We start from the raw sequence: 22,966 nt of genomic DNA on the forward strand, positions 1-22,966 counted from the left end.
ACCCCGTAGTCTCGTACTGCACAGAGCACTACGGGGAAGCAGGCGATGGCGAAACCACCAGAACAGGTGTCCAAGGCCCGGCGCGGGCGTCCGGTGTGGCTGGACCTGCGCCGGACCGGTCGTGGCCTGCAGGCGATGCTCGTCGGCGGCCTGCTGTCCCTGATCTCGCTGGTGATCACGTTCTGGCTGCTGCCGCAGATCAGCAGCGACGGCCGGCTGCCGATCCTCCGGCTGGTCGTCCTGATGGCGGTCTTCTCGGTGCTGATGCGCTGGGTGCTGGCCGGGGTCGCGGTGCTGATCGGGTCGATCGGCGTCCTGGTCGGCGGCCTGCTGTCACAGTTCGCGGTCGTCTACCTCGGCATCACCGCGGATCCCGGCGTCGACCTGCACGGCGGCGTCGAGGCGCCGCTGCTGGTCGCCATCGTGATGTCGACGGTGAGCGCCTTCGTCGGCTGGGTCGCGTATGCGGGCAGTGACGACGCGTACGTGGCGGAGGTGATGCGGGTCGTGCACCGGCGCGCCCGGCGGATCGAGCCCGCGCCGCGGACCGGGATGCTGATCGTCCAGATCGACGGCCTGTCCGCGCCGCTGCTGAACTGGATGGTCCTGGCCGGCAACCTGCCGAACCTCGGCGGCTGGATCCGGGACGGCAGGCACTCGATGCTCGCCTGGCACACCGGCGTACCGGCGACCACGCCGGCCAGCCAGGCCGGGATCCTGCACGGCGGGTCCCGGCACATCCCGGCGTTCCGGTGGTACGAGAAGGAGACCGGCCGGGTGATGGTCACCAACCGCGGCCGGGACGCGGCGGAGATCGAGGCCCGGATGTCCACCGGGCGCGGCCTGCTCGCCGACGGCGGCGTCAGCATCAGCAACAACTGGTCCGGCGACGCCGACAAGTGCGAGCTGGTGTTCAGCCGCGCCGGCCTGCCGAACAGCCGAAGCGGCGGGTACGTCCGGTTCTTCTCCAGTCCGCAGGGCGCCGCCCGCGGCCTCGTGCTGTGTGTGGCGGAGATGATCAAGGAGCTGCACCAGGCCCGCCGGCAGCGGGCCCGGCACCTGGTCCCGCGGGTGAAGCGCGGCGGTGGGTACATCTTCCTGCGGGCCGTCACCAACGTGCTGCTCCGCGACCTGAACGTCTCGCTGATCACCGACGAGTTGGTGAAGGGCACCCCGGTGATCTACTGCGACTTCGTCGACTACGACGAGGTGGCGCACCACGCCGGCCCGACCCGCGCCGAGTCGCTGCAGACGCTCGAGGGCCTGGACCGGGTGCTCGGCGCGCTGCAGCGGATCATCGAGACCCTCCCGCACTCGTACGAGATCGTCGTGCTGTCGGACCACGGCCAGAGCCAGGGCTCGACGTTCCTGCAGCGGTACGGCCGGACCCTCGCCGAAGTGGTCGACGACCTGGTCGACACCACCAAGGAGCCGGTTCAGGCGGTCGGCAAGTCGGAGGGGTGGGGCCCGGTCAACGCGTTCCTCACCGAGCTGAGCATGCGCCGCAGCGTCGCCGGCTCCGTGACCCGGCGGGCGCTGCACGTGAAGACCGGCGAGGTGGAGCTCGGCCCGAAGGACTGTGAGCCGCAGGTTTCCGCGGACGAGCAGATGGTCGTGACCGCATCGGGCAACCTGGCGCTGATCTACCTCGCGACGACGCCCGGCCGGGTGCCGCTGGAGGAGATCGAGCTGCTGCACCCGAAGCTGATCCCGGGCCTCGCGACCCACCCGGGCATCGGGTTCGTCGTGGTCGACTCGCTGGCCGAGGGACCGGTGGCGATCGGCAGCGCCGGGGTCCGGGTCCTGCGGTCCGGGCGCATCGAGGGCGAGGACCCGCTGGCGTCGTACGGCGATCTCGCGGCCGCGTCGATGCTCCGGCAGGCGGAGATGCCGCACAATGGCGACCTGGTGGTGGTCAGCCGGCTCGACGATTACACCCATGAGGTGGCGGCCTTCGAGGAGCTGGTCGGGTGCCACGGCGGGATCGGCGGCTGGCAGACCGAGGCGGTGCTGGTGCACCCGAGTCGCTGGGCGCTGAGCGAGCCTCCCGTAGGCTCCGACGAGGTGCACGAGGTGCTGATCGGCTGGCTGGAGAAGCTGGGACAGCGCAAGGACCTGGACGAGCCGATCGAGTCCGAGCGGGCGTCTGAGGCCCGCAGGATGGGGGCATGAAGCGTGCGAGTGACATGCGCGTGACGTGGTGGGGCCACGCCACCACCACGATCGAAGCGAACGGCACACGGTTGCTGACGGATCCGGTGCTGACGTCGCGGATCGCCCACCTGCGCCGCCGTCGCGGTCCCGCACCGGCGCGGGAGGCGAGGCGCTGTGACGCGGTCCTGATCTCGCACCTGCACGCCGACCACCTGCACCTGACCTCGCTGCCGCTGGTCGCGTCGGACGCCGCGCTGATCGTGCCGCGCGGCGCCGCGAAGCTCATCCACGCCGACAGCGGCCCGGAGTATTCGGACCGCTGCATCGAGGTCTCGCCCGGCAACCAGGTCCGGATCGGGTCGCTGGAGATCACCGCGGTCACCGCTCACCACGACGGGCGCCGGCTGCCGTGGTCGTCGTACTCCGCGCAGGCCCTCGGGTACCGGGTCGACGGCTCGCCGAGTGTCTGGTTCGCCGGCGACACCGACCTGTACGACGGGCTCGAGGCCGAGGCCGGGTCGGTCGACGTGGCGCTCGTCCCCGTCGGCGGGTGGGGGCCGTCGCTCGGCCCCGGGCACCTGGACCCGATCCGGGCTGCCGAGGCGGTCCGGCGGGTCGGCGCCTCGACGGCGGTCCCGGTCCACTTCGGGACGTTCTGGCCGATCGGCTGCGACTGGATCAAGCCGGAGCTGTTCCTGCCGCCGGGGGAGAGGTTCGAGGCCGCGATGAAGCAGCTCGATCCCGAGGTGAAGGTGAAGGTCCTCGCCCCCGGCCAGTCGATCGAGGTGCCTGTGTGACCGGGGACACCAAGTTCGACCTGTGGTACTTGTTCGCGTTGGCCGGCGCTGTGCTGCTCGGCGCGGTGCTGCCTGTGCTGCCGACGGGTGCCGCGGTGTCGGCGGGCGCCGTCCTGGCCTCGCACAACAACCCGATCGGGCTGGCCGGTGTGCTGCTCGCGGGCGCCGCCGGCGCGTACGTCGGGGACCTGATCGTGTACGCCGGCTGTCGCTTCGGCGGTGAGCGTCTGGCCACACGAGTCGGGTGGCTGCGCAACAACGGGTCGCTGGACTCGCTTCGCGAGCGGTTGTCCGAGCACGAGATCGGCGTGCTGCTCACCTCCCGGCTGATCCCGGGCGGCCGGGTGCCGGTGCTCCTGGCGGCCGGTCTCGCCGGCTACAAGTGGGAGCGGTTCGCGATCGTCGACCTGGCCGCGTCGTCGCTGTGGGCGGCGGTCTACATGGCCATCGGCCTGCTCGGCTACGCGCTCTTCGACAAGCCGTGGCAGGGCGTGCTGGCGGCGATCGTCCTGGTCATCCTGACCACCGTGGTGAGCGGCGCGATCCAGCGCGCGCGACGCAAGAAGCGGTCACACGCCGAATGACGCGTTGCGGAGCCGCTCGACCGTCTCCGCGTCACCGTCCAGCTGGACGTCGGCGACCTGCTGCCGCCCGAAGCAGAACAGCACCAGCTCGCCGGGTTCGCCCGTCACGGTGACCGAGCCGTGCTCGTTGGGCCGCTTCGCGACGGACGTCGTACCGTCTGGGCGTCGCAGCACCAGGCCGCTCGGCGACTTGCGGGTCATCGACTTGGCGGCCAGCCGCACCGCCTTCCACAGACCGTCCTGCTGCTCGGCGGGCAGCTCGCGGACGTCGTACGCCGGTTGCGCGCGCCGCACGTCCTCGTGGTGGACGAAGTACTCCGTGGTGTTCAGCTGGTGCCCGAGTTTCGGCAGCGCGTAAATCGAGACCCGCGGCGGGCCGTTGCGGACCTTGCCGACCACCTCGGCGAAGCCGTAGCGCTCCTTCACGCGCCGCATCCGCCGCTCGGTGGTGTCCGCGAGCGCCGGGATCATGATCCCCGGTCCGGCCATCGGATCGGCCTCGCGGACGTACAGATGGACCGCCAGGTCGTAGGCGTCCCAGCCCTCGCACAGGGTCGGGGCGGCCGGTCCGACCGCTTCGAACAGGTCACACAGAGCGAGTCGTTCCACCCGGCTGTAGTCGGTCACAACTCGATCGTAGTTGTCCGTGGCGAGTGGCAGAATGTCAATCGTTGTCATGTCTGAGTCCCGTTGATGCACCTGACTGCCCTGGAGCGTGTCTTGCCTGTCCCGAAAGTCCCGGAAAAGGGCAGCGTCACCCGCCGGGGGTTCGCCGTTCTGCGGGTGGCGATCTGGGAGGAGCCGGGGATCTTCGCGCTGTCCGTGCTCGCCGCGATGCTCTACGGCGCCATGACGGTGGCCGGCGGCTGGGCGCTCGGCTGGGCGACGGACCACGTGCTGCGGCCCGCGTTCGAGAGCGGTGAGACCACGGCCGGCGCGATCGGGTCGCTGATCGCCCTGTTCATCGGCATCGCGATCCTGAACGCGATCGGTGTCGTCGGGCGGCGGCTCGGCGCCGGTGTGATGCAGTTCCGGCTGCAGGCGACGTACCGCCGGCGCGTCACCCGGCAGTACCTGAAGCTCCCGCTCGAGTGGCACCACCAGCACTCGACCGGCATGTTGCTGTCGAACGCCAACGCCGACGTCGAGTCGACCTGGTTCGTGATCGCGCCGCTGCCGATGGCGATCGGCGTGATCGCGATGCTGGTGTTCGCGACCGTTGCGATGTTCGCCGCCGACGTCTGGCTGGCACTGGTCGGCTGCCTGGTGTTCCCGCTGGTCTTCGTCGCGAACGTGATCTTCCAGCGGTACCTGCAGCCGCTCGCCACCCGGGCGCAGCAGCTCCGCGCGGACGTCTCCGAGGTCGCGCACGAGTCGTTCGACGGGGCGCTGGTGGTGAAGACGCTGGGCCGGGAGTCGGCCGAGACCGAGCGCTTCCGCGGCCCGACGTACGCGCTGCGGGACGCGAACATCGCGGTGAACAAGGCCCGCGGCCTGTTCGACCCGGTGATCGACGGCCTGCCCCGGCTCGGCGTCCTCGCGGTGCTGCTGGTCGGCGTCGCGCGGGTGCGCTCCGGGGGCGCGGACGCGGGTGACGTGGTGCAGGTGGCGTTCCTGTTCACGTTGATCGGGTTCCCGATCCGCGCGCTCGGCTGGGTCCTCGGCGAGCTGCCGCGGTCGGTCGTCGGGTGGGACCGCATCCAGCGGGTGCTCACGGCCGAGGGCGGCACGGAGTACGGCGAGGAGCGGCTGACGTCGACGAAGGCGGCCCGGCTGGAGGTCGGCGGCGTCCGGTTCGGGTACCTGCCGGATCGCGACGTGCTCGCCGGTGTGGACTTCGCCGTCGAGCCGGGCCGGACGGTCGCGGTCGTCGGCCCGACGGGCGCCGGCAAGTCGACGATGACCACGCTGCTGACGCGGCTGGTGGACCCGGAGCAGGGCGCGGTGAAGATCGACGGGATCGACCTGCGGGACCTGGCCCGGGACGAGCTGGCCGGATCGGTCGCGCTGGTGGCGCAGACCGCGTTCCTGTTCGACGACACGATCCGCGGCAACATCACGCTCGGCGGCGAGTACAGCGACGACGACGTGTGGGACGCGCTGCGGGTCGCGCAGGGCGACGGCTTCGTGAAGGCGCTGCCCGACGGACTGGACACCAAGGTCGGCGAGCGCGGTACGACGCTGTCCGGCGGTCAGCGGCAGCGGATCGCGCTGGCCCGCGCGCTGGTCCGGCGGCCGCGGCTGCTGATCCTGGACGACGCGACGAGCGCGGTCGACCCGCAGGTCGAGGCGCGCATCCTCGCCGGGTTGCGCTCGGCCGTCCAGGAGGACTCCGGCGCGGCGACCACCGTGCTGGTGATCGCGTACCGGAAGGCGACCATCTCGCTCGCCGACGAGGTGCTGTTCCTGGACGAGGGCCGGATCCTCGCGCACGGCACCCACACCGAACTGCAGTCGTCCACACCCGCCTACCGGGACCTGGTCGACGCCTACGAGAAGGACGCCGAGCGCCGCGAGGAAGAAGCGGAGCTCGCGGCCGACATCGACGACCTGGATGCGGAAGGAGCATCAGCGTGAGTGCGGCCGAAGCCAGCCGTCTTGACCACGGTGACAACGCGGGTGGCCTGCAGACCCTGAAGGACGGCCTGAAGGTCTCGCCGGAGCTCGCGCGCGGGTGGTGGGTGACCGGGATCCTCGCGCTGACGATGACCGCCGGGCGGATCGTCGTACCGATCGCGGTGCAGCAGACGATCGACAAGGGCCTGTCCGGTCCGAACGGCCCGGACATGTCGTACGTCGCCTGGATGTGCCTGATTTGCGCCCTCGGCGTGATCCTGACGGCCGGCGCGTCGTACCTGACGACCGTGCGGCTCGCGGTCAACTCCGAGCACGGGCTGGCCACGATGCGGATCAAGGCGTTCCGGCACGTGCACGACCTGCCGGTGCTGACGCAGAGCACCGAGCGCCGCGGCGCGCTGGTCAGCCGGGTCACCTCGGACGTGGACACCGTGTCGCAGTTCCTGCAGTTCGGCGGATTCATCTTCCTGGTCAGCCTCGGGCAGATGCTGCTCGCGACGATCGTGATGTTCTTCTACTCCTGGCAGCTCGCGCTCGTCGTGCTGCTGTGCTTCATCCCGCTGTTCGCGAGCCTGAAGTACCTGCAGCGCGCGATGTCCGCGGCGTACGGCGTGGTGCGGGCCAAGGTCGGCGAGATGCTGTCCGCGATCGCGGAGCCGGTCGTCGGCGCCCAGGTGGTCCGCTCGTACGCGATCGAGCAGCGCACCCAGGACCGGATCGACGCCTCGATCGAGGACTACCGCCGGACCGCGACCAGGGCGCAGGCGCTCACCGGTCTGACGTTCTCGATCGGCGGCCTGGCAGCCGGCCTGGCGAACGCCGGCGTCCTCACGGTCGGCGTGCTGCTCGGTGTCGACAAGCAGGCCACGCTGGGTGAGCTGCTGGCCTTCATGTTCCTGGTGGCCCTGTTCTCGGACCCGGTTCAGATCGCGACGCAGGTGCTGACCGACGCACAGAGCGCGTTCGCCGGCTGGCGCCGGGTGCTCGGTGTGATCGCCACGCCCGCCGATGTCGCGGACCCGGGCGAGGACGGCGTACAGCAGGCGCGCGGGCCGATCACGGTCGAGTTCGCCGACGTCGATTTCGCCTATCCCGAAGGCGAGCTGGTGCTGCGCGACGTCGACGTCCGGATCGCGCCGCACCGACGGGTCGCCGTGGTCGGGGAGACCGGGTCCGGCAAGACGACGTTCGCGAAACTGCTGACCCGGTTGATGGATCCGACCTCCGGAGCGGTCAAGCTGGACGGGGTCGACGCGCGCGAGATCTCGTTCGAGTCCCTGCGGGAGCGGGTCGTGATGGTGCCGCAGGACGGCTACCTGTTCGACGCGTCCCTCGCGGAGAACGTGCGCTTCGGGCGCCCGGAAGTGACCGATGCGGAGCTGGTCACCGCGTTCGAGTCGCTCGGGCTGACCGAGTGGCTGGAGTCGTTACCGGACGGGCTACAGTCGCCGGTCGGTCAGCGCGGCGAGTCGCTGTCGGCGGGGGAGCGGCAGCTGGTGGCGCTGGTCCGCGCGAACATAGCCGACCCGGACCTGCTCGTGCTCGACGAGGCGACCTCGGCGGTCGACCCCGGCACCGAGGTGCGGGTGAACGCGGCGCTCGAGCGCCTGATGGCCGGTCGTACGTCGGTCACGATCGCGCACCGGCTGTCGACGGCGGAGGCCGCCGACGAGGTCCTGGTGTTCGACGAGGGCGAGATCGTGGAGCGCGGACCGCACGCCGAGCTCGTCGGCGCGGGCGGCGTCTACACCCGGCTGCATGACAGCTGGATCGCCCAGCGCAGCGCCGTTTGACACTCTGAGACGACAGCACGCCGGCCGAGGCTCATGGTTCCCGGCCGGCGTGCGGATCGGTGGATCAGGGGGTCGGCGCAGCGCCGTTGCTCGGGCCCGGCTGCGGCACCAGCAGGAACTCGACACCGCCCTTGTCGTCGACCGCCGCGTCCAGGATCTTGTCGTCCAGCGCGTTCGCCGCGTTCTCCTCGAGGAAGACCCGCGCACCCGCCTCCTCGACCACCTGGTCGCCCGGTTGCGGAGCTTCTGTCGTCGTCACCGCGAGTGCCGGATCCGCCGGGTTGTCCTGCGAGATCCGCACCCCGGCACCTTCCGGCGCGCCCTCGACCCCGGTGATGCTCTTGATCACCAGCGTCGCGTTCTCAGTCAGGGTCAGCACAGCCCACTCCATCCGTCGATTTGTCACTAGCCCTCGCCCCGTGCCCGACCACCGAAACCTCAAACAGTCCTTGAGCCCCGACCGACCACAGAACACCCCTGAAAACGGTTGACCGGTGCTCAAGGTCACGCGGCGTCGGCGTGCGGCGGCGGTACGGCGCGCCACTGGGGCGGCTCGGTGGTGCGGGACACGCCGCGAGCGAACCCGGCGCGCAGCCGCGCGATCAGGTCCGAGCGCGGATCGACGACGTCCTCCCATCCGAAATGCACCACTTCGACACCGCGGTCACCGATGCGCTGGTCCCGGCGATGGCTCCTGCGGAGTAGCTGCCGGCGCTCCGCCGGGCTGTTCGCTTCGTACTTCGCGAGTCCGTCCGCCTCCCCGACGGTCCGGAACGGAGGCCACCAGAAGTCGACCCGCTCAAGCATCCAGGTGACGCCGTCGAAGAACTGCACCTGCAGCAGCGGTGCGGGCAAGCCGGCTGCCGCGAACCTCACCCTGGCGATCGACTCCAGAGCCGACTCCGCGGACGGGTTGCCGAACGCGATCGCGTGCTGAGCTCGCCGGATCCCGGGCCAATGGTGCTGCCGCTCGGCAACTGCGTGGAGTTCGTCGATGGTCGTACCGCTGCGCAGCGCGCCGTCGACCGTCACGATCGATTCGCGCAGCGGCAGTTCCCGGGCGAGGTCGACAACGGTCCGGGCGACGCCGGTGACCGGCAGCCATCCATGGCCTGAGAGGTCCACGGGCGCCAGACCGGCACGTCGCACGACGATGTCCGCCCGCCGCTGATTGCGCGGAGCCTCGGGCGGACGGGTCAGCCAGGTCGCCCCCGTCGGGACCCTCCCGGCGGGGGTGCGGTCGGTCCACACCGGGATGCCGGCCAGCCGGGCCGCGCTGAAATGACTGACGACCGAGCCCGGATAGGCCGCCTGCGCGCACGCGACCGGTGCGAGTTCCTCGTCGAGCCGGCCGTCGACGTAATGGCCATGGTGATGTCGCAGCGTGCCACGCCGTACCAGGCGTCGGAGGTCGGCGTCTCCGAGCCCGATCCGGAGTAGTGCGTGGCGCCGCTGCGGAGTCCGCGTGATGACGAGCAGCCGTTCGCGCACGTCGTACCCGAGCCGATCCATCCACCCACCCTCTCGCCATCGACGCCGCCCCCGCATCCCCCATCCACCACCCTGTGGAAAACCTCTTTGGGCCCGGTTCAACCCAATCTCGCCACGATTCTTGGTTGGTGGGAGCTCAAGGTGGTGCCGGCGTGGTCGGTGGGGGCACAAAGCGGCGCGGGGCGGGGGTGCGGTGCGGGAAGTCGCGTGCGGATGGGTGGGGGGATGGTGTGTGATCGGGGGATGGGTATTGAGTTGAGTACGCCGGGGATCGGTGAGCTGGGGGACGTCGTGGCGGTGTTGCGGGAGTGGCAGCGGGAGGAGGTGCCGCTGCAGTTGCACCCGGGGGATCTCGGCTGGTTCTGGCGGTTCGGGGAGGACCGGACGGCGGCGGCGACGCGGGTCTGGCGCCGGGGCGGGCAGATCGTCGCGATCGGGATGCTCGACGAGCCGGACTGGCTGCGGATGTCGATCGCGCCGGACGTCCAGCGTGACGAGGAGCTCGCGCAGCGGATCGTCGACGACGTGTCCGCGCCCGCGACCGGCGTGCTGATCGAGGGCAAGGTGTACGTCGAGACGCCGATGGGGGCGCTCGTCCAGGACCTGCTGTTCAAGGACGGCTGGAACGCCGACGCGCCGTGGGTGCCGCTGCGCCGCGACCTGACCGACCCGGTACCCGACCCCGGCGCCCGGGTGGACGTGATCGGCGCGGAGGAGGCCCACGAGCGGACCTCCGTCCAGCGGGCGTCGTTCGACGGGTCGACCTTCACCGACGACCGCTGGTTCGCGATGTCCGACGGCCTGCCGTACGCCGACGCGCGGTGCCTCGTGCTCCGCAACGAGATCGGTGAATCGGTGGCCGCGGCGACCGTCTGGTCGGCCGGCGAGGGACGCCCCGGCTACATCGAGCCGATGGGCGTCCACCGCCTGCATCGCGGCCGCGGCTACGGCACCGCGATGGTCCTCGGCTGCGCGCGGCACCTGCGGGAGATGGGCGCCTCCAGCATCTACACGGTCACGCCGGCCACCAACGAGGGCGCGGTCGCGACGTACCAGGCCGCCGGGATGCAGGCGCTGGACGAGATCCGCTCCCAGTACCGCGAGGCCTAGACCGCGACGTCGTCCGCGGCCCGGAGCACGCGCAGGATGTTGCCTCCGGCAAGTTTGTCGAGATCCTCGGAGCTCCAGCCGCGGCCGGCCAGCGCCTCGAACAGCACCGGGTACGACGCCACGTCGGGCAGCTCGACCGGGAACTCGGGGCACCCGTCGTAGTCGCCGCCCAGCCCGATGTGGTCGACGCCGGCCACCTCGCGGACGTGCTCGACGTGCGCGACCACGTCAGCCAGCGTGGTCTGCGGCTTCGGCACGCCGTAGCTCTCGGCGAGCTTCGCCTGGTTCTCCGGGTTCAGCGGGTTCAGGCCCTGGTCCTGGGCCGCCTCCCGGGCGCCGGCGACCCAGTCGACGTACGCCTGTGAGGTGAAGTACGGCACGAAGGTCACCATGCAGACGCCCTCGTTGCCGGCCAGCGTCTCGAGTACGTCGTCGGGCGCGTTCCGGGGTACGTCGCAGACGGCGCGCGCCGACGAGTGGCTGAAGATCGCCGGCGCGCTCGTCACCCGGAGCGCGTGCCGCATGGTGTCCGCGGAGACGTGCGAGAGGTCGACGAGCATGCCGATCCGGTTCATCTCCCGGACGACCTCCTCGCCGAACTCGTTCAGTCCGCCGAGCACCGGCTCGTCGGTGGCCGAGTCGGCCCAGGACACGTTGTTGTTGTGGGTCAGCGTCATGTACCGGACACCGAGCGCCCGCATCACCCGCAGGACGCCGAGCGACTCGCCGATCGAGTGGCCGCCCTCCATACCCATCAGCGACGCGACCCTGCCCGCCTTGATCGCCGCCTCGACCTCGTCGGCGGTGTCGGTGAGCTCCAGGTCCGCCGGGAAGCGCTGCACCAGCCGCCGGACGAAGTCGAGCTGCTCGAAGGTACGCCGGACCGCGTGCTCGTCCTGCGGCACCCACAGGGACCAGAACTGCCCGCCGACCTGGCCGGCCCGCAGCCGGGGAAGATCGGTGTTCAGCGCCGGCACCGAGCCGCCCAGGTCGTACGCGTCCAGGTCGTAGCCGCACAGTTCGTAGAAAGCAATCGGCAGGTCGTTGTGCCCGTCGATCACCCGGTATTCGCTCAGCGTCATCCGGACACCTTCATCCGGACCGTGGTCAGAAGGCAACCCCGGATCGGGGACAATGGGTGGGTGACTATCGACGAGTTGACCTTCGACGCGGCCGGTCTGATCCCGGCGGTGGTGCAGCAGTACGACACGCGCGAGGTCCTGATGGTGGGCTGGATGAACGCCGAGGCGGTCCGCCGGACCGCGGCGACCGGGCGGAGCACGTTCTGGTCGCGCAGCCGGCAGGAGTACTGGGTGAAGGGCGAGACCAGCGGCCACCGTCAGCACGTGAAGCAGCTCCTCGTCGACTGTGACGCCGACACCCTGCTCGTGCTCGTCGACCAGGAAGGGCCGGCCTGTCACACCGGCACCCGCAGCTGCTTCGAGCACGGCGAGATCGAGGTGACGGCCGCGTGACCGCGCCGGACCTGGAGACCTTCCGCGAGTACGCCAAGGACCGCCGGGTGATCCCGGTCACGCGCCGGCTGCTGGCCGACGCCGAGACACCGATCGGGGTGTACGGCAAGCTCGCCGCCGAGCGCGAAGGCACGTTCCTGCTCGAGTCGGCGGAGAACGGCGGCGTCTGGTCGCGGTACTCGTTCATCGGCGTCCGGTCCGCCGCGACGCTCACCGAGCGCAACGGCGAGGCCGTCTGGACGGGTAACCCGCCCGTCGGCCTGCCGGACCACGGCGACCCGCTGCGGGCGCTCCGCGAGACGCTGGAGATCCTGCACACGCCGCGGCTGCCGGACCTGCCGCCGCTGACCGGCGGCATGGTCGGCTTCCTCGGGTACGACGCCGTGCGCCGCCTGGAGCGGTTGCCGGACACGACGACCGACGACCTCGGCCTGCCCGAGCTGACGTTCCTGTTCGCGACCGACCTGGCCGCTCTTGACCACGAGACCGGCGAGATCTGGCTGATCGCGAACGCGGTCAACTGGGACGACTCCGACGAGCGCGTCGACGAGGCGTACGCCGACGCCGTCCGGCGCCTGGACGCGATGGAGCGCGACCTCGCCCAGCCGACCCCGTCGTACGTCGTGCGCGCCGACCGGCAGGCCCAGCCGGAGCCGCACCGGCAGCGCTCCAGCGCGGAGTACCGGCAGGCCGTCGAGCACGCGAAGGAGGAGATCCGCGCGGGCGAGGCGTTCCAGATCGTCGTCTCGCAGCGGTTCGAGCTGCAGAGCAGTGCGTCCGCGCTGGACATCTACCGGGTGCTGCGCCGCTCCAACCCGAGCCCGTACATGTACCTCGTGCGGCTGGACGGGTTCGACATCGTCGGCTCCAGCCCGGAGGCGCTGGTGAAGGTCACCGAGAACAAGGTGATCCTGCACCCGATCGCGGGCACCCGTCGCCGCGGCGCCACGCCGGAGGAGGACCACGCGCTGGAGGAGGAGCTCCGCGCGGACGTGAAGGAACGCGCCGAGCACTTGATGCTCGTCGACCTGGGCCGCAACGACGTCGGCAAGGTCTGCGCGCCGGGCACGGTCGAGGTCGTCGACTTCATGGACGTGCGGCGCTACAGCCACGTCATGCACCTGGAGTCGACGGTCACCGGGCAGCTGAAGGCCGGTCTGACCGCCTTCGACGCGCTCACCGCCGCGTTCCCCGCGGGCACGCTGTCCGGGGCGCCGAAGCCGCGCGCGATGGAGATCATCGACAAGCTCGAGATCACCCGCCGCGGCGTGTACGGCGGCGTCGTCGGCTACCTGGACTTCGCCGGTGACGCGGACACCGCGATCGCGATCCGCACCGCGGTGCTGCGCGGCGGGACGGCGTACGTGCAGGCCGGGGCCGGCATCGTCGCGGACTCGGATCCGGCCGCCGAGGACGCCGAGTGCCGGACCAAGGCGGCCGCCGTGCTCAACGCGATCGCGGTCGCGGGAACGTTCACCGACGTATGAGGCCTCAACGGATCGTCGACGTTCTCGCCCTGGCGGCGCTGGTGCTGCTCGGGCTGTCGGGGTACCTGACCTGGGTGTCGGCAGACCCCGGGAACGGCCGCAAGGACGTCGTCCTCAATGGCTACACGATCACCAAGGCCCCGGTGACGCTCGCGCTCGCCGCGGTCCTGGCCGTCGTGGTGCTCAGGCTGGCGGGAACGGCGCTGCGGAGAGTCCTCGGCGCTCTGGTGGCGCTGCTCGGGTTCGCGGCGGTCGTCGTCGCCCTGGGTGTGCGCCCCGACGGCCGGGAACTGAGCCGGCTGCGGCCCGAGCTGAGCGACGTACTGGCCAACCAGGTCACACAGTCCCTGGGCCCGGCGCCGTGGTTCGCGCTGGCGGGCGGCATCGCGCTGGTCGCGGCCGGTCTGCTGACCGTGCTGACCGCGCACCGTTGGAAGCGGGCCACGGCCCGTTACGAGCGTGATCCGGCCGCCACGGGGCCGGACCACGGAGCCGATCAGTGGAAGGCGATCGACGCCGGGGAGGACCCGACTCTCTGATCGCGGCGGGCTACCGCCACAATAGGACGGGACGACGAGGAGGAGTGGCGCCAATTATGGACAATACGGTGGCCGATCAAGGGGCGAGCCGGATCGAGGACGAGGCTCCGCACGATCTGCACGGCAACAGCCCGGCGGCGTGGACGGCGGTCGCGATCGTGCTGGTCGCGTTCACGCTCGGCGCCATCGCGATGGTGCTCGGGCCGAACTGGGTGCTGTTCTGGATCTCCGTCGGGATCGCGGTTCTGGGGGCGCTGGCCGGCAAGGTGCTGCAGCTGCTGGGCTTCGGGGTCCCGACCGACGGCGACCACTGAGGGGCGGACGGACATGACTGTGCTTGACGACATTCTCGCCGGGGTCAAGGCCGACCTCGCGGAGCGCCAGGCGCGGGTCAGCCTGGACGACCTGAAGCTCGAGGCCCAGCGCAAGCCCGACGCCAAGGACCCGATGCCGGTGTTCCGCGGCGACGGGATCGCGGTGATCGCCGAGGTGAAGCGGTCCAGCCCGTCCAAGGGCGAGCTGGCCGAGATCACCGACCCGGCCGCGCTGGCCGGGGAGTACGAGCTGGGCGGCGCCGCGGCGATCTCGGTGCTGACCGAGGAGCGCCGGTTCAACGGCAGCCTCGACGACCTGCGTGCGGTCCGCGGCCGGGTCGACGTCCCCGTGCTGCGCAAGGACTTCATCGTCTCGTCGTACCAGCTCTGGGAGGCCCGGGCGGCCGGTGCCGACATGGTGCTGCTGATCGTCGCGGCGCTCGAGCAGGAGGCGCTGGTCTCGCTGATCGAGCGGGCCCAGTCGATCGGCCTGTGCCCGCTGGTCGAGGTGCACGACGAGGAGGAGACCCGGCGTGCGGTGGACGCCGGAGCCCAGCTCATCGGCGTGAACAACCGCAACCTGAAGACCCTCGAGGTCGACCGGGACACCTTCGCCCGGGTCGCGCCGACGATCCCGACCGAGCTCGTCCGCGTGGCCGAGTCCGGGGTCCGCGGCCCGCATGATGTAATCGAGTTCGCGCGCGCCGGGGCCGATGTCGTCCTCGTCGGTGAAACTCTGGTGACCGGCCGCGACCCGCGCGCCTCGGTCGCCGACCTCGTCGCCGCCGGATCGCACCCCGCCATCCAGCAGCGGCACTGACCTCTCCGGCCGGTCCAAACGGCTCGGGGCAGTAACTCTCCCGCGCCGTTCGGGCCGGGACTTGGAAGGTTTGTCGGATGAGTACTGTGCTGCCCGACCAGTTCGGGCACTTCGGCCGTTTCGGCGGCAGGTTCATGCCGGAGGCGCTGATCGCGCCGCTCGACGATCTCACCCAGGCGTGGCGTGAAGCCATGGCCGACCCCGAGTTCACCGGCGAGTTCGAGCGGATGCTGCGCGAGTACATCGGCGCCCCGAGCCTGCTGTACGACGCGACCCGGCTGTCGGACGTCGCCGGCGCGCGGATCCTGCTCAAGCGCGAGGACCTGAACCACACCGGCGCACACAAGATCCGCAACGCGATCGGCCAGGCGCTGCTCACCAAGCGGATGGGCAAGCCGCGGGTGATCGCGGAGACCGGCGCCGGCCAGCACGGCGTCGCGACCGCGACCGCCTGCGCCTACCTCGGCCTGGAGTGCGTGGTCTACATGGGCGAGGTCGACACCGAGCGCCAGGCGCTGAACGTGGCCCGCATGCGGCTGCTGGGCGCCGAGGTGATCTCGGTCAAGACCGGCAGCCGGACCCTGAAGGACGCGATCAACGAGGCGCTGCGCGACTGGGTCGCGAGCGTCGACAAGACGCACTACATCCTCGGCACGGCGGCCGGATCGCACCCGTTCCCGGCGATGGTCCGCGACTTCGTCCGCGGCATCGGCGACGAGGCCCGCGAGCAGTCGCTCGAGCTGCTCGGCAAGCTGCCGGACGCCGCGGTCGCGTCGGTCGGCGGCGGCTCCAACGCGATCGGGCTGTTCACCGCGTTCATCGGCGACCAGGACGTGAAGCTGTACGGCGTCGAGCCGGGCGGCGACGGGTTCGAGACCGGGCGGCACGCGGCCACGATCAGCGCCGGCCAGGTCGGCGTCCTGCACGGTGCGCGGTCGTTCCTGCTGCAGGACGAGGACGGGCAGACGATCGAGTCGCACTCGATCTCCGCCGGGCTGGACTACCCGGGCGTCGGCCCGGAGCACGCGTGGCTGGCCGAGACCGGGCGGGCGACGTACCGGCCGATCACCGACGCCGAGGCGATGGAGGCGTTCCGCCTGCTGTCCAGGACCGAAGGCATCATCCCGGCGATCGAGTCCGCGCACGCGGTCGCGGGTGCGCTCGACATCGCCAAGGAGCTGGGGCCGGACGCAACGATCCTGGTGAACCTGTCGGGTCGTGGCGACAAGGACATGGACACGGCCGCGACCTGGTTCGGCCTGGGCGAGGAAGGATCCGGCCGTGAGTGAGCTCGTTGCCCTGGGCAAGGCCGGGGCCGCGATCCGGACGGCGAACGACGAGGGCCGCGCGGCGCTCGTCGGGTACCTGCCGGCCGGCTTCCCGACGTACGACGGCGGTGTGGACGCGATCAAGGCCCTGGTCGACGGCGGCTGCGACGTCCTCGAGATCGGCCTGCCGTACAGCGACCCGGTGATGGACGGCGTCACGATCCAGCGCGCCACCGAGATCGCCCGCGCCGGCGGGCTGCGGACCCGCGACGTGCTCAGCACGGTCGAGAAGGTCGCGGCGTACTCCGACGTGCCGGTGCTCGTGATGACGTACTGGAACCCGATCGAGCGGTACGGCGTGGATCGCTTCGCGGCCGACTTCGCCGGGATCGGGGGAGCGGGGCTGATCACGCCCGACCTGATCCCGGACGAGGGCGCGGAGTGGATCGCGGCCGCGGACAAGAACGAGCTGGACAAGGTCTTCCTGGTCTCGCCGTCCTCGACCGACGAGCGGATCGCCATGACCACGGCCGCCTGCCGCGGGTTCGTCTACGCGACCGCTGTGATGGGTGTCACCGGCGCCCGGGACAAGCCGTCGGACCTGGCGGCGCCGCTGGTGGCCCGGACCAAGGCGGCGACCGGTCTGCCGGTCGGCGTCGGTCTCGGCATCTCGAACGGCGACCAGGCCGCCGGTGTGGCCGCGTTCGCGGACGCGGTGATCGTTGGCGCGGCCCTCGTCCGGTCGCTCGAGGAGGGCGGCCCGGCCGGTGTCCGCGCGCTCGCCGAGGAACTGTCCGAAGGCGTCCGCCGGGAACCCCGTGCGACCGTTGCTCGTTAGTACCGCCGTGAGTCGAAACAGGAGCACCGCCGTCCTTTTCCTGGCGGCGGTGGCCCTGCTTGCCCTGGCGGGCTGCAGCGGCAAGGCGGAGAAGCCGGACAATCCGGGCGGCGCGATCATCCGCAGCAGCCAGGATCCGAACGGGTTGCGCGGCGCGACGCTCGACCGGCCGTACGCGATGCCAGCGGCCACCTTGACCGACACCGGCGGGAACCCGTTCAACCTGGTCACCTCGACCAAGAAGCCGGTCACGCTGGTGTTCTTCGGGTACACGAACTGCCCGGACGTGTGCCCGACCGTGATGGCCGACGTGGCGTCCGCGCTGACCAAGCTGGACCAGCAGGTGCAGGACCAGATCCAGATGCTGTTCATCACCACGGACCCGGCGCGCGACACCGGACCGGTGATCCGCAAGTATCTGGACCGGTTCGACCCGTCGTTCGTCGGGCTGACCGGCTCGCTGACGTCGATCAAGGACATCGCCAAGGCCGTCGGCGTCCCGGTGGAAGGGATGCAGAAGCTGCCCTCCGGCGGGTACGAGGTCGGTCACGGAGCGCAGGTGATCGGCTTCGGGAAGAACGACAAGGCGACCGTGCTGTGGCTGTCGAACGCCGCGATCGGCGACCTCGCCCACGACTTCGGGAAACTGGTGGAGGCCAACCGGTGAAGTCGTGGGTCTCGCTGGTGGCGCGGCTCGTGCTGGGCGGCGTGATGCTGGTGGCCGGCGCGCTCAAGGTGACCGACCCGGAGACCGCCGCGCAGGCGGTCCGTGCCTACGAGCTGCTCCCGCCGTCGCTGGTGCAGCCGGTCGGCTGGGGACTGCCGTTCCTGGAGATCGCGATCGGGCTGCTGCTGATCATCGGCTTCGGTGTCCGGGCCTCGGCGGCCGCGGCCGGTGTCTTCCTGGTCGTGTTCATCGCCGCGGTGGCGTCCGCCTGGGCCCGTGGCCTGTCGATCGACTGCGGCTGCTTCGGCGGCGGTGGTGAGGTCGCGCCGGGGCAAACGAAGTACCTGCAGGAGATCCTCCGCGACGCCGGCCTGCTCGTGCTGGCCGGCTGGCTGTGGTTCAACCCCGTCAGCAAGTTCGCCGTCGTATCCGAGCCGCAAGGAGTCACCGCGTCGTGAGCAAGGCCAAGTCCCCCGTGAATCCGCTGCTGCAGCAGCAGAAACGCCGGATCTCACCCGGGATCATCGTGGTGATCGTCCTGGTGCTGGCCCTCGGCGCCGGCGTCGGTGTGCAGTACTACCGCGGCCACTCGAAGGTCGAGGTGAGCTCGAACGGGCATCCCGAGCCCGCGGTCGTCACCGGTCCGGGCACGGCCGGCAAGGGCGTCACGGTCGGCACGAGCGGGGCCAAGGTCACCATCGACCTGTATCTGGACTTCCGCTGCCCGCACTGCGCGGAGTTCGAGGAGAAGACCGGCGCGACGATCGACAAGCTCGTCCAGGACGGTACGGCGACGCTGACCTACTGGCCGCTGCAGTTCGTGAACCCGGACGCCTCGCCGCGGCTGGCGAACGCGTTCGCCGCGGCGGCCGCGAACGGCAAGGCGCTGAGCTTCGTCGACGAGCTGTACGGCGACTTCTCGAAGTCCTGGACCACCGACCAGTTGATGGAGCTCGGCAAGCAGCTCGGGATCGGCGACGCGAAGTACCAGCAAGCCGTGCAGAACGACACGTACGCGAGCTGGCTGGAGTCCGTCGGGAAGGCCGCCGACGACCGGGGCGTGACCGGGACGCCGACCGTGTACGTCAACGGAAAGCAGCTGGAAGCCGACCAACTGACACCCGACGGCCTGCAGCAGGCCGTGGACGCGATCGCATCGTGACCCTGCGTTCCTGGCCGTGGTCTGACGCGTCGAGTAGCGTCTCTCTTTGCCATGTCTAGTCTGAGTTCCGCCGTGTTGATTCCGGCGACCATTCCCAGTCCGAGCCAGGGTGTCTGGCACCTCGGACCGCTGCCGATCCGTGCGTACGCGCTGTGCATCCTGGCCGGCATCTTCGCCGGCTACTGGCTCGGCCGCCGGCGCTGGGTGGCGCGCGGCGGATCGGCGCCGGTGCTCGCCGACATCATGTTCTGGGCGATCCCGTTCGGGCTCGTCGGCGCGCGGATCTACCACGTCATCACCGACGCCGAGCTGTACTTCGGCGCCGGCAAGAACCCGCTCGACGCGCTGAAGATCTGGCACGGCGGACTGGGCATCTGGGGTGCGGTCGGCTTCGGCGCGCTCGGCGCGTGGATCGCGTGCCGGCGGGCGAAGGTGCCGTTCCTGGCGGTCGCGGACGTGATGGCGCCCGGGATCGCGCTGGCGCAGATCTTCGGCCGGTTCGGCAACTACTTCAACCAGGAGCTGTTCGGCCGCCCGACGAGCAAGCCGTGGGGCCTGGAGATCGCCTTCGACAACCGTCCGGCCGGGTACAAGGACTTCGCCACGTTCCAGCCGACGTTCCTCTACGAGGCCGTCTGGAACCTCGGCGTGGTCGCGCTGATCCTGCTCGCCGACCGCCGGTTCAAGCTCGGCCACGGCCGTGCCTTCTTCCTGTATGTCGCGGCGTACACCGCCGGTCGCGCGTGGATCGAGAACTTGCGCATCGACACGGTGAACCACTTCCTCGGCCTGCGGCTGAACGTCTGGACCGCGCTGATCCTGTTCGTGCTCGCGGTCGTGGCCTTCGTGATCAGCGCCAAGCGCTACCCCGGCCAGGAAGACATCAGCACCGGCCCGGCCGCCGGTAAGCCCACCGGAGAGGCGAAGAACGCCACCGAGCCGAGCGATGCCAAGCAGGACGACGCCCAGCCGAGCGACGCGACGGCGGAACCCGATGCCGCGCCGGGTTCCCCGGGGACCGGGGAAGGGGCTGCTGATGCGCCACCCGCCTCGGCGGGGCCGGCCGGAGGGCCGGCTGCCGAGGCGACCACCGCGAGCAACGGCGAAGGGTCTCGTGACTGAGACGCCCGAGGTTTCGGCCGAGCATCACGGCGACCACACGCACCGTGATGTGAACGGCGGCTGGCTGCGCCCGGCGGTGTTCGGCGCGATGGACGGCCTGGTCTCGAACTTCGCGCTGATCGCCGGCATGGACGGCGGCACCGCCTCGGGCTCGAAGTTCATCGTGCTGGCCGGCCTCGCTGGCCTCGCCGCCGGCGCGTTCTCGATGGCGGCGGGGGAGTACACCTCCGTCGCCTCCCAGCGCGAACTCGCGCACGCCGAGATCGAGGTCGAACGCGCCGAGATCAAGAAACACCCGATCGACGAGGAGATCGAGCTCGCCGAGACCTACCGGGCGAAGGGCCTCGACCCGGACCTGGCCAGCAAGGTCGCCAAGCAGTTCCACGCCGACCCCGACCAGGCCCTTGAGGAACACGTCCGCGAGGAGCTCGGCATCGACCCCGGCGACCTCCCGAACCCGGTGGTCGCCGCCGCCTCGTCATTCGTCTGCTTCGCCGTCGGCGCGTTCATCCCGCTGGCGCCGTACCTGCTCGGCGCCACCAGCGTCGTACCGGCTCTGATCCTTTCCCTGACCGCATTGTTCGTCTGCGGCGCTGTCGTCTCCCGCGTGACGAGCCGGTCCTGGTGGTACTCCGGCCTGCGCCAACTCCTCCTCGGCGGCGCCGCGGCGGCCCTGACCTACTTCGTCGGCACGCTCGTCGGCCCCGGAATCGGGTAGCGCAGGCGCTACCCCCGGGGTCGCCTCGGCGTCATGGTTCACACCGTCCTGATTCGCCTAGCTTGTGCCCATGAAGAGGCTCGCCGTTCTCGCAGTCGCGCTCGTCGTCGCCTTCGTCGTTGCTCCAGGCCTGCTCGCGAGCGATGCGGCGACCGCTGACCTGAGGAGCGAAGGACACCTGGTCGGTGCCTTCCGCAGCGGGTTCGTCACGTACTGGGGCTCCGGCGAGCGGAACTTCGACCAAGGCCTGCAACGGGTGGTCGACTACTGGTTCCGCTATCACGTGGCCAAGGGCGTGCTCGCCGGCGCGCTGCTGGTCGTGCTCGTCGCGCTCGCCGTGCTGATCTGGCGGGCGTTCCTGCGGACGGACGGGCTGCGGGCGGCGGGGCTCGCGGTGAGCGGTGTCCTGTCCACGGCGCTTGCCGTGGTCTCGCTCGCGGCGGTCATGGCCAACGTCCATGGAATGGCGGCGCCGTTCGGCTCGCTGCTGCCGATGCTGTTCGGAGCCCCGGCGGGTCCGTTGGACGGCACGCTCGTACAGATCCGCCAGCAGCTGGCGGATGGGCAGCAGTCGCCGCCTCTCGAGGTGATCACCGACGACTACGTGCTGTTCCACGCGGTGATGGCTGTCGAGGGCGCGATCGTGGTGGCCGCGCTCGCTGTACTCGCCGTCCTCTTGTGGCGCCGGTTCGCGAGGGCGGACGGCCGTACCCGGCGGGTGCTGGCCGGGTACGGCGTGCTCGTGCCGCTGCTGTCGCTGGCGCTCGCCGTCGTCGTTGCGGCGAACGCGATGACGGCGGCCCACCCGCGCCCCGGCCTCGAAGGGTTCTTCGCCGGCGGCTGGTAGTCAGCCGGTGATCGGCTGAGTCCGGGTGAACAGGCTGCTGTAGGCGTTCAGGGCGGGCTGGCCGCCGAGATGGGCGTACAGGACGGTGGAGTCCTTCGGTATGTCGCCGGTGCGGATCAGGTCGATCAGCCCGGCCATGGACTTTCCTTCGTAGACCGGGTCGATGATCATGCCTTCCAGTTCGCCGGTCAGGCGGATCGCGTCGAGCGTGGACTGCACGGGGACGCCGTACTCGTCGCCGGCCCAGCCGTCCAGGACGGTGATCTCGTCGTCGCGGAGGTCGCGGCCGAGGCCGATCAGCTCGGCGGTGTTCCGGGCGATGCGTTCGACCTGGTCGCGGGTCTCCTGGAGCTTGGCGCTGGCGTCGATCCCGATCACCCGGCGCGGGCGGTCCTGGCCCGCGAACCCGGCGATCATGCCGGCGTGCGTCGAGCCGGTGACCGAGCAGACCACGATCGTGTCGAAGAAGACGCCGAGCTCACGCTCCTGCTGCTCCACCTCGTACGCCCAGTTCGCGAACCCGAGCCCGCCGAGCCGGTGGTCCGAGGCGCCGGCCGGGATCGCGTACGGCGTACCGCCGCGGGCCTCGACGTCGGCGAGCGCCTGCTTCCAGCTGTCCTTGAAGCCGATCCCGAACCCGGCCGGGTCGAGGCGCACCTCGGCGCCCATGATCCGGCTGAGCAGGATGTTGCCGACCCGGTCGTTGAGGGCGTCCGGCCAGTCCACCCAGTTCTCCTGCACGAGCACCGCCTTGAGCCCGGCCTTGGCCGCCACGGCTGCCACCTGGCGGGTGTGGTTCGACTGGTAGCCGCCGATCGAGACCAGCGTGTCGGCGCCCTGTGCGAGAGCGTCCGGGAGCAGGTACTCCAGTTTGCGCGTCTTGTTCCCGCCGTACGCGAGACCGGAGTTGCAGTCCTCCCGCTTCGCCCAGATCTTCGCCCCGCCCAGGTACGCCGGCAGCCGCTCCAACGGGTGCACCGGGCTCGGTCCGAACAGCAACGGGTACCGCGGAAAATCGCTCAGCCCCATCAGGTTCCTCCACTACCGTCGACGGAATGTTCCCTGGCGCGATCGACGTCCCCCCAGCCACCCACCTCGACCAGCTAGGTGTGATGTCCAGGGAGGTTGTCCCGCGTTTCGGCGGTGAGTCGGGCTGACAGGTGAAGGCCTCCGGTTGTGAAGTGGAGCTGTCTAGTTCACCGC

The 22,966-nt window shown here is 70.7% G+C and carries 24 protein-coding genes; 19 read left to right on the forward strand and 5 right to left on the reverse strand.

Going from position 1 to position 22,966, the window contains the following annotated elements:
• The first annotated feature begins 45 nt into the window (after window positions 1–45).
• From AB0I12_RS24555 to AB0I12_RS24565, 3 genes are read left to right on the forward strand one after another with little or no spacing between them, the layout of a single operon-like run.
• The gene (locus tag AB0I12_RS24555) at window positions 46–2,172 is read left to right on the forward strand and encodes an alkaline phosphatase family protein (RefSeq protein WP_359933731.1); all 2,127 of its coding nucleotides are present in this window, start codon (window positions 46–48) and stop codon (window positions 2,170–2,172) included.
• Window positions 2,169–2,951: an MBL fold metallo-hydrolase gene (locus AB0I12_RS24560; RefSeq protein ID WP_359933733.1), complete on the forward strand. Its 783-nt coding sequence runs from the start codon at window positions 2,169–2,171 to the stop codon at window positions 2,949–2,951. The genes AB0I12_RS24555 and AB0I12_RS24560 overlap by 4 nt, the downstream gene beginning before the upstream one ends.
• Window positions 2,948–3,535, forward strand: coding sequence for a VTT domain-containing protein (locus AB0I12_RS24565; RefSeq protein WP_359933735.1), 588 nt, complete (start codon window positions 2,948–2,950; stop codon window positions 3,533–3,535). The genes AB0I12_RS24560 and AB0I12_RS24565 overlap by 4 nt, the downstream gene beginning before the upstream one ends.
• Here the strand turns inward: AB0I12_RS24565 and AB0I12_RS24570 are convergent.
• Window positions 3,521–4,162: a TIGR03085 family metal-binding protein gene (locus AB0I12_RS24570; RefSeq protein ID WP_359933737.1), complete on the reverse strand. Its 642-nt coding sequence runs from the start codon at window positions 4,160–4,162 to the stop codon at window positions 3,521–3,523. The two genes, AB0I12_RS24565 and AB0I12_RS24570, sit on opposite strands and share 15 nt — an antisense overlap.
• A gap of 93 nt (window positions 4,163–4,255) precedes the next feature.
• On the opposite strand from AB0I12_RS24570, the gene AB0I12_RS24575 reads away from it, so the two are divergent.
• Together AB0I12_RS24575 and AB0I12_RS24580 are read left to right on the forward strand one after the other, a co-directional pair.
• On the forward strand, window positions 4,256–6,112 hold the full coding sequence (locus AB0I12_RS24575) for an ABC transporter ATP-binding protein (protein ID WP_359933739.1): 1,857 nt from the start codon (window positions 4,256–4,258) through the stop codon (window positions 6,110–6,112).
• Window positions 6,109–7,905, forward strand: coding sequence for an ABC transporter ATP-binding protein (locus AB0I12_RS24580; RefSeq protein WP_359933741.1), 1,797 nt, complete (start codon window positions 6,109–6,111; stop codon window positions 7,903–7,905). The genes AB0I12_RS24575 and AB0I12_RS24580 overlap by 4 nt, the downstream gene beginning before the upstream one ends.
• Before the next feature lie 64 nt (window positions 7,906–7,969).
• Here the strand turns inward: AB0I12_RS24580 and AB0I12_RS24585 are convergent, their stop codons facing one another.
• Together AB0I12_RS24585 and AB0I12_RS24590 are read right to left on the reverse strand one after the other, a co-directional pair.
• Window positions 7,970–8,284 carry a Fe-S cluster assembly protein HesB gene (locus AB0I12_RS24585; RefSeq protein WP_355690212.1) on the reverse strand — a complete coding sequence of 105 codons (315 nt, stop codon included), beginning with the start codon at window positions 8,282–8,284 and terminating at the stop codon, window positions 7,970–7,972.
• A gap of 125 nt (window positions 8,285–8,409) precedes the next feature.
• Window positions 8,410–9,417 carry a hypothetical protein gene (locus tag AB0I12_RS24590; RefSeq protein ID WP_359933743.1) on the reverse strand — a complete coding sequence of 336 codons (1,008 nt, stop codon included), beginning with the start codon at window positions 9,415–9,417 and terminating at the stop codon, window positions 8,410–8,412.
• Window positions 9,418–9,639: 222 nt separating this feature from the next.
• Here AB0I12_RS24590 and AB0I12_RS24595 point away from each other — a divergent pair, with 222 nt between their 5' ends.
• On the forward strand, window positions 9,640–10,506 hold the full coding sequence (locus AB0I12_RS24595; RefSeq protein ID WP_359933745.1) for a GNAT family N-acetyltransferase: 867 nt from the start codon (window positions 9,640–9,642) through the stop codon (window positions 10,504–10,506).
• Here AB0I12_RS24595 and AB0I12_RS24600 read toward each other — a convergent pair.
• Window positions 10,503–11,588 carry a dipeptidase gene (locus tag AB0I12_RS24600; RefSeq protein WP_359933747.1) on the reverse strand — a complete coding sequence of 362 codons (1,086 nt, stop codon included), beginning with the start codon at window positions 11,586–11,588 and terminating at the stop codon, window positions 10,503–10,505. The two genes, AB0I12_RS24595 and AB0I12_RS24600, sit on opposite strands and share 4 nt — an antisense overlap.
• Window positions 11,589–11,648: 60 nt before the next feature.
• Here AB0I12_RS24600 and hisI point away from each other — a divergent pair, with 60 nt between their 5' ends.
• The 13 genes from hisI to AB0I12_RS24665 all read left to right on the forward strand — a co-directional run bounded on the left by hisI (window position 11,649) and on the right by AB0I12_RS24665 (window position 21,763).
• Entirely contained in the window at window positions 11,649–11,981 is a 333-nt protein-coding gene (hisI, locus tag AB0I12_RS24605) for a phosphoribosyl-AMP cyclohydrolase (RefSeq protein ID WP_359933749.1), read from the forward strand.
• On the forward strand, window positions 11,978–13,468 hold the full coding sequence (locus AB0I12_RS24610; protein ID WP_359933751.1) for an anthranilate synthase component I: 1,491 nt from the start codon (window positions 11,978–11,980) through the stop codon (window positions 13,466–13,468). Before hisI ends, AB0I12_RS24610 begins: the two co-directional genes overlap by 4 nt.
• The gene (locus tag AB0I12_RS24615; RefSeq protein WP_359933753.1) at window positions 13,465–14,007 is read left to right on the forward strand and encodes a Trp biosynthesis-associated membrane protein; all 543 of its coding nucleotides are present in this window, start codon (window positions 13,465–13,467) and stop codon (window positions 14,005–14,007) included. Before AB0I12_RS24610 ends, AB0I12_RS24615 begins: the two co-directional genes overlap by 4 nt.
• Before the next feature lie 68 nt (window positions 14,008–14,075).
• Window positions 14,076–14,321, forward strand: a complete 246-nt coding sequence (locus AB0I12_RS24620) for an HGxxPAAW family protein (RefSeq protein ID WP_355479781.1) — start codon at window positions 14,076–14,078, stop codon at window positions 14,319–14,321.
• A gap of 13 nt (window positions 14,322–14,334) precedes the next feature.
• On the forward strand, window positions 14,335–15,141 hold the full coding sequence (gene trpC / locus AB0I12_RS24625; RefSeq protein WP_359933755.1) for an indole-3-glycerol phosphate synthase TrpC: 807 nt from the start codon (window positions 14,335–14,337) through the stop codon (window positions 15,139–15,141).
• A gap of 77 nt (window positions 15,142–15,218) precedes the next feature.
• Window positions 15,219–16,430 (forward strand): tryptophan synthase subunit beta, encoded by a 1,212-nt coding sequence (trpB, locus tag AB0I12_RS24630; RefSeq protein WP_359933757.1) that lies wholly within the window; start codon window positions 15,219–15,221, stop codon window positions 16,428–16,430.
• Window positions 16,423–17,247 (forward strand): tryptophan synthase subunit alpha, encoded by an 825-nt coding sequence (gene trpA / locus AB0I12_RS24635; protein ID WP_359933759.1) that lies wholly within the window; start codon window positions 16,423–16,425, stop codon window positions 17,245–17,247. Before trpB ends, trpA begins: the two co-directional genes overlap by 8 nt.
• A gap of 7 nt (window positions 17,248–17,254) precedes the next feature.
• Window positions 17,255–17,914, forward strand: coding sequence for an SCO family protein (locus AB0I12_RS24640; RefSeq protein ID WP_359933761.1), 660 nt, complete (start codon window positions 17,255–17,257; stop codon window positions 17,912–17,914).
• Window positions 17,911–18,372, forward strand: a complete 462-nt coding sequence (locus AB0I12_RS24645; protein ID WP_359933763.1) for a MauE/DoxX family redox-associated membrane protein — start codon at window positions 17,911–17,913, stop codon at window positions 18,370–18,372. Before AB0I12_RS24640 ends, AB0I12_RS24645 begins: the two co-directional genes overlap by 4 nt.
• The gene (locus AB0I12_RS24650) at window positions 18,369–19,076 is read left to right on the forward strand and encodes a thioredoxin domain-containing protein (protein ID WP_359933765.1); all 708 of its coding nucleotides are present in this window, start codon (window positions 18,369–18,371) and stop codon (window positions 19,074–19,076) included. The genes AB0I12_RS24645 and AB0I12_RS24650 overlap by 4 nt, the downstream gene beginning before the upstream one ends.
• Window positions 19,077–19,127: 51 nt before the next feature.
• Window positions 19,128–20,198, forward strand: a complete 1,071-nt coding sequence (lgt, locus tag AB0I12_RS24655) for a prolipoprotein diacylglyceryl transferase (protein ID WP_359933767.1) — start codon at window positions 19,128–19,130, stop codon at window positions 20,196–20,198.
• Window positions 20,191–20,916, forward strand: coding sequence for a VIT1/CCC1 transporter family protein (locus AB0I12_RS24660; RefSeq protein WP_359933769.1), 726 nt, complete (start codon window positions 20,191–20,193; stop codon window positions 20,914–20,916). The genes lgt and AB0I12_RS24660 overlap by 8 nt, the downstream gene beginning before the upstream one ends.
• Before the next feature lie 70 nt (window positions 20,917–20,986).
• Window positions 20,987–21,763, forward strand: a complete 777-nt coding sequence (locus AB0I12_RS24665) for a hypothetical protein (RefSeq protein WP_359933771.1) — start codon at window positions 20,987–20,989, stop codon at window positions 21,761–21,763.
• Here AB0I12_RS24665 and AB0I12_RS24670 read toward each other — a convergent pair whose 3' ends face one another.
• Window positions 21,764–22,792, reverse strand: coding sequence for a 1-aminocyclopropane-1-carboxylate deaminase (locus AB0I12_RS24670; protein WP_359933773.1), 1,029 nt, complete (start codon window positions 22,790–22,792; stop codon window positions 21,764–21,766). It abuts the gene before it with no gap.
• Window positions 22,793–22,966: the final 174 nt, after the last annotated feature.

It is taken from the genome of Kribbella sp. NPDC050459, assembly GCF_040655315.1.
Taxonomy (GTDB): domain Bacteria; phylum Actinomycetota; class Actinomycetes; order Propionibacteriales; family Kribbellaceae; genus Kribbella.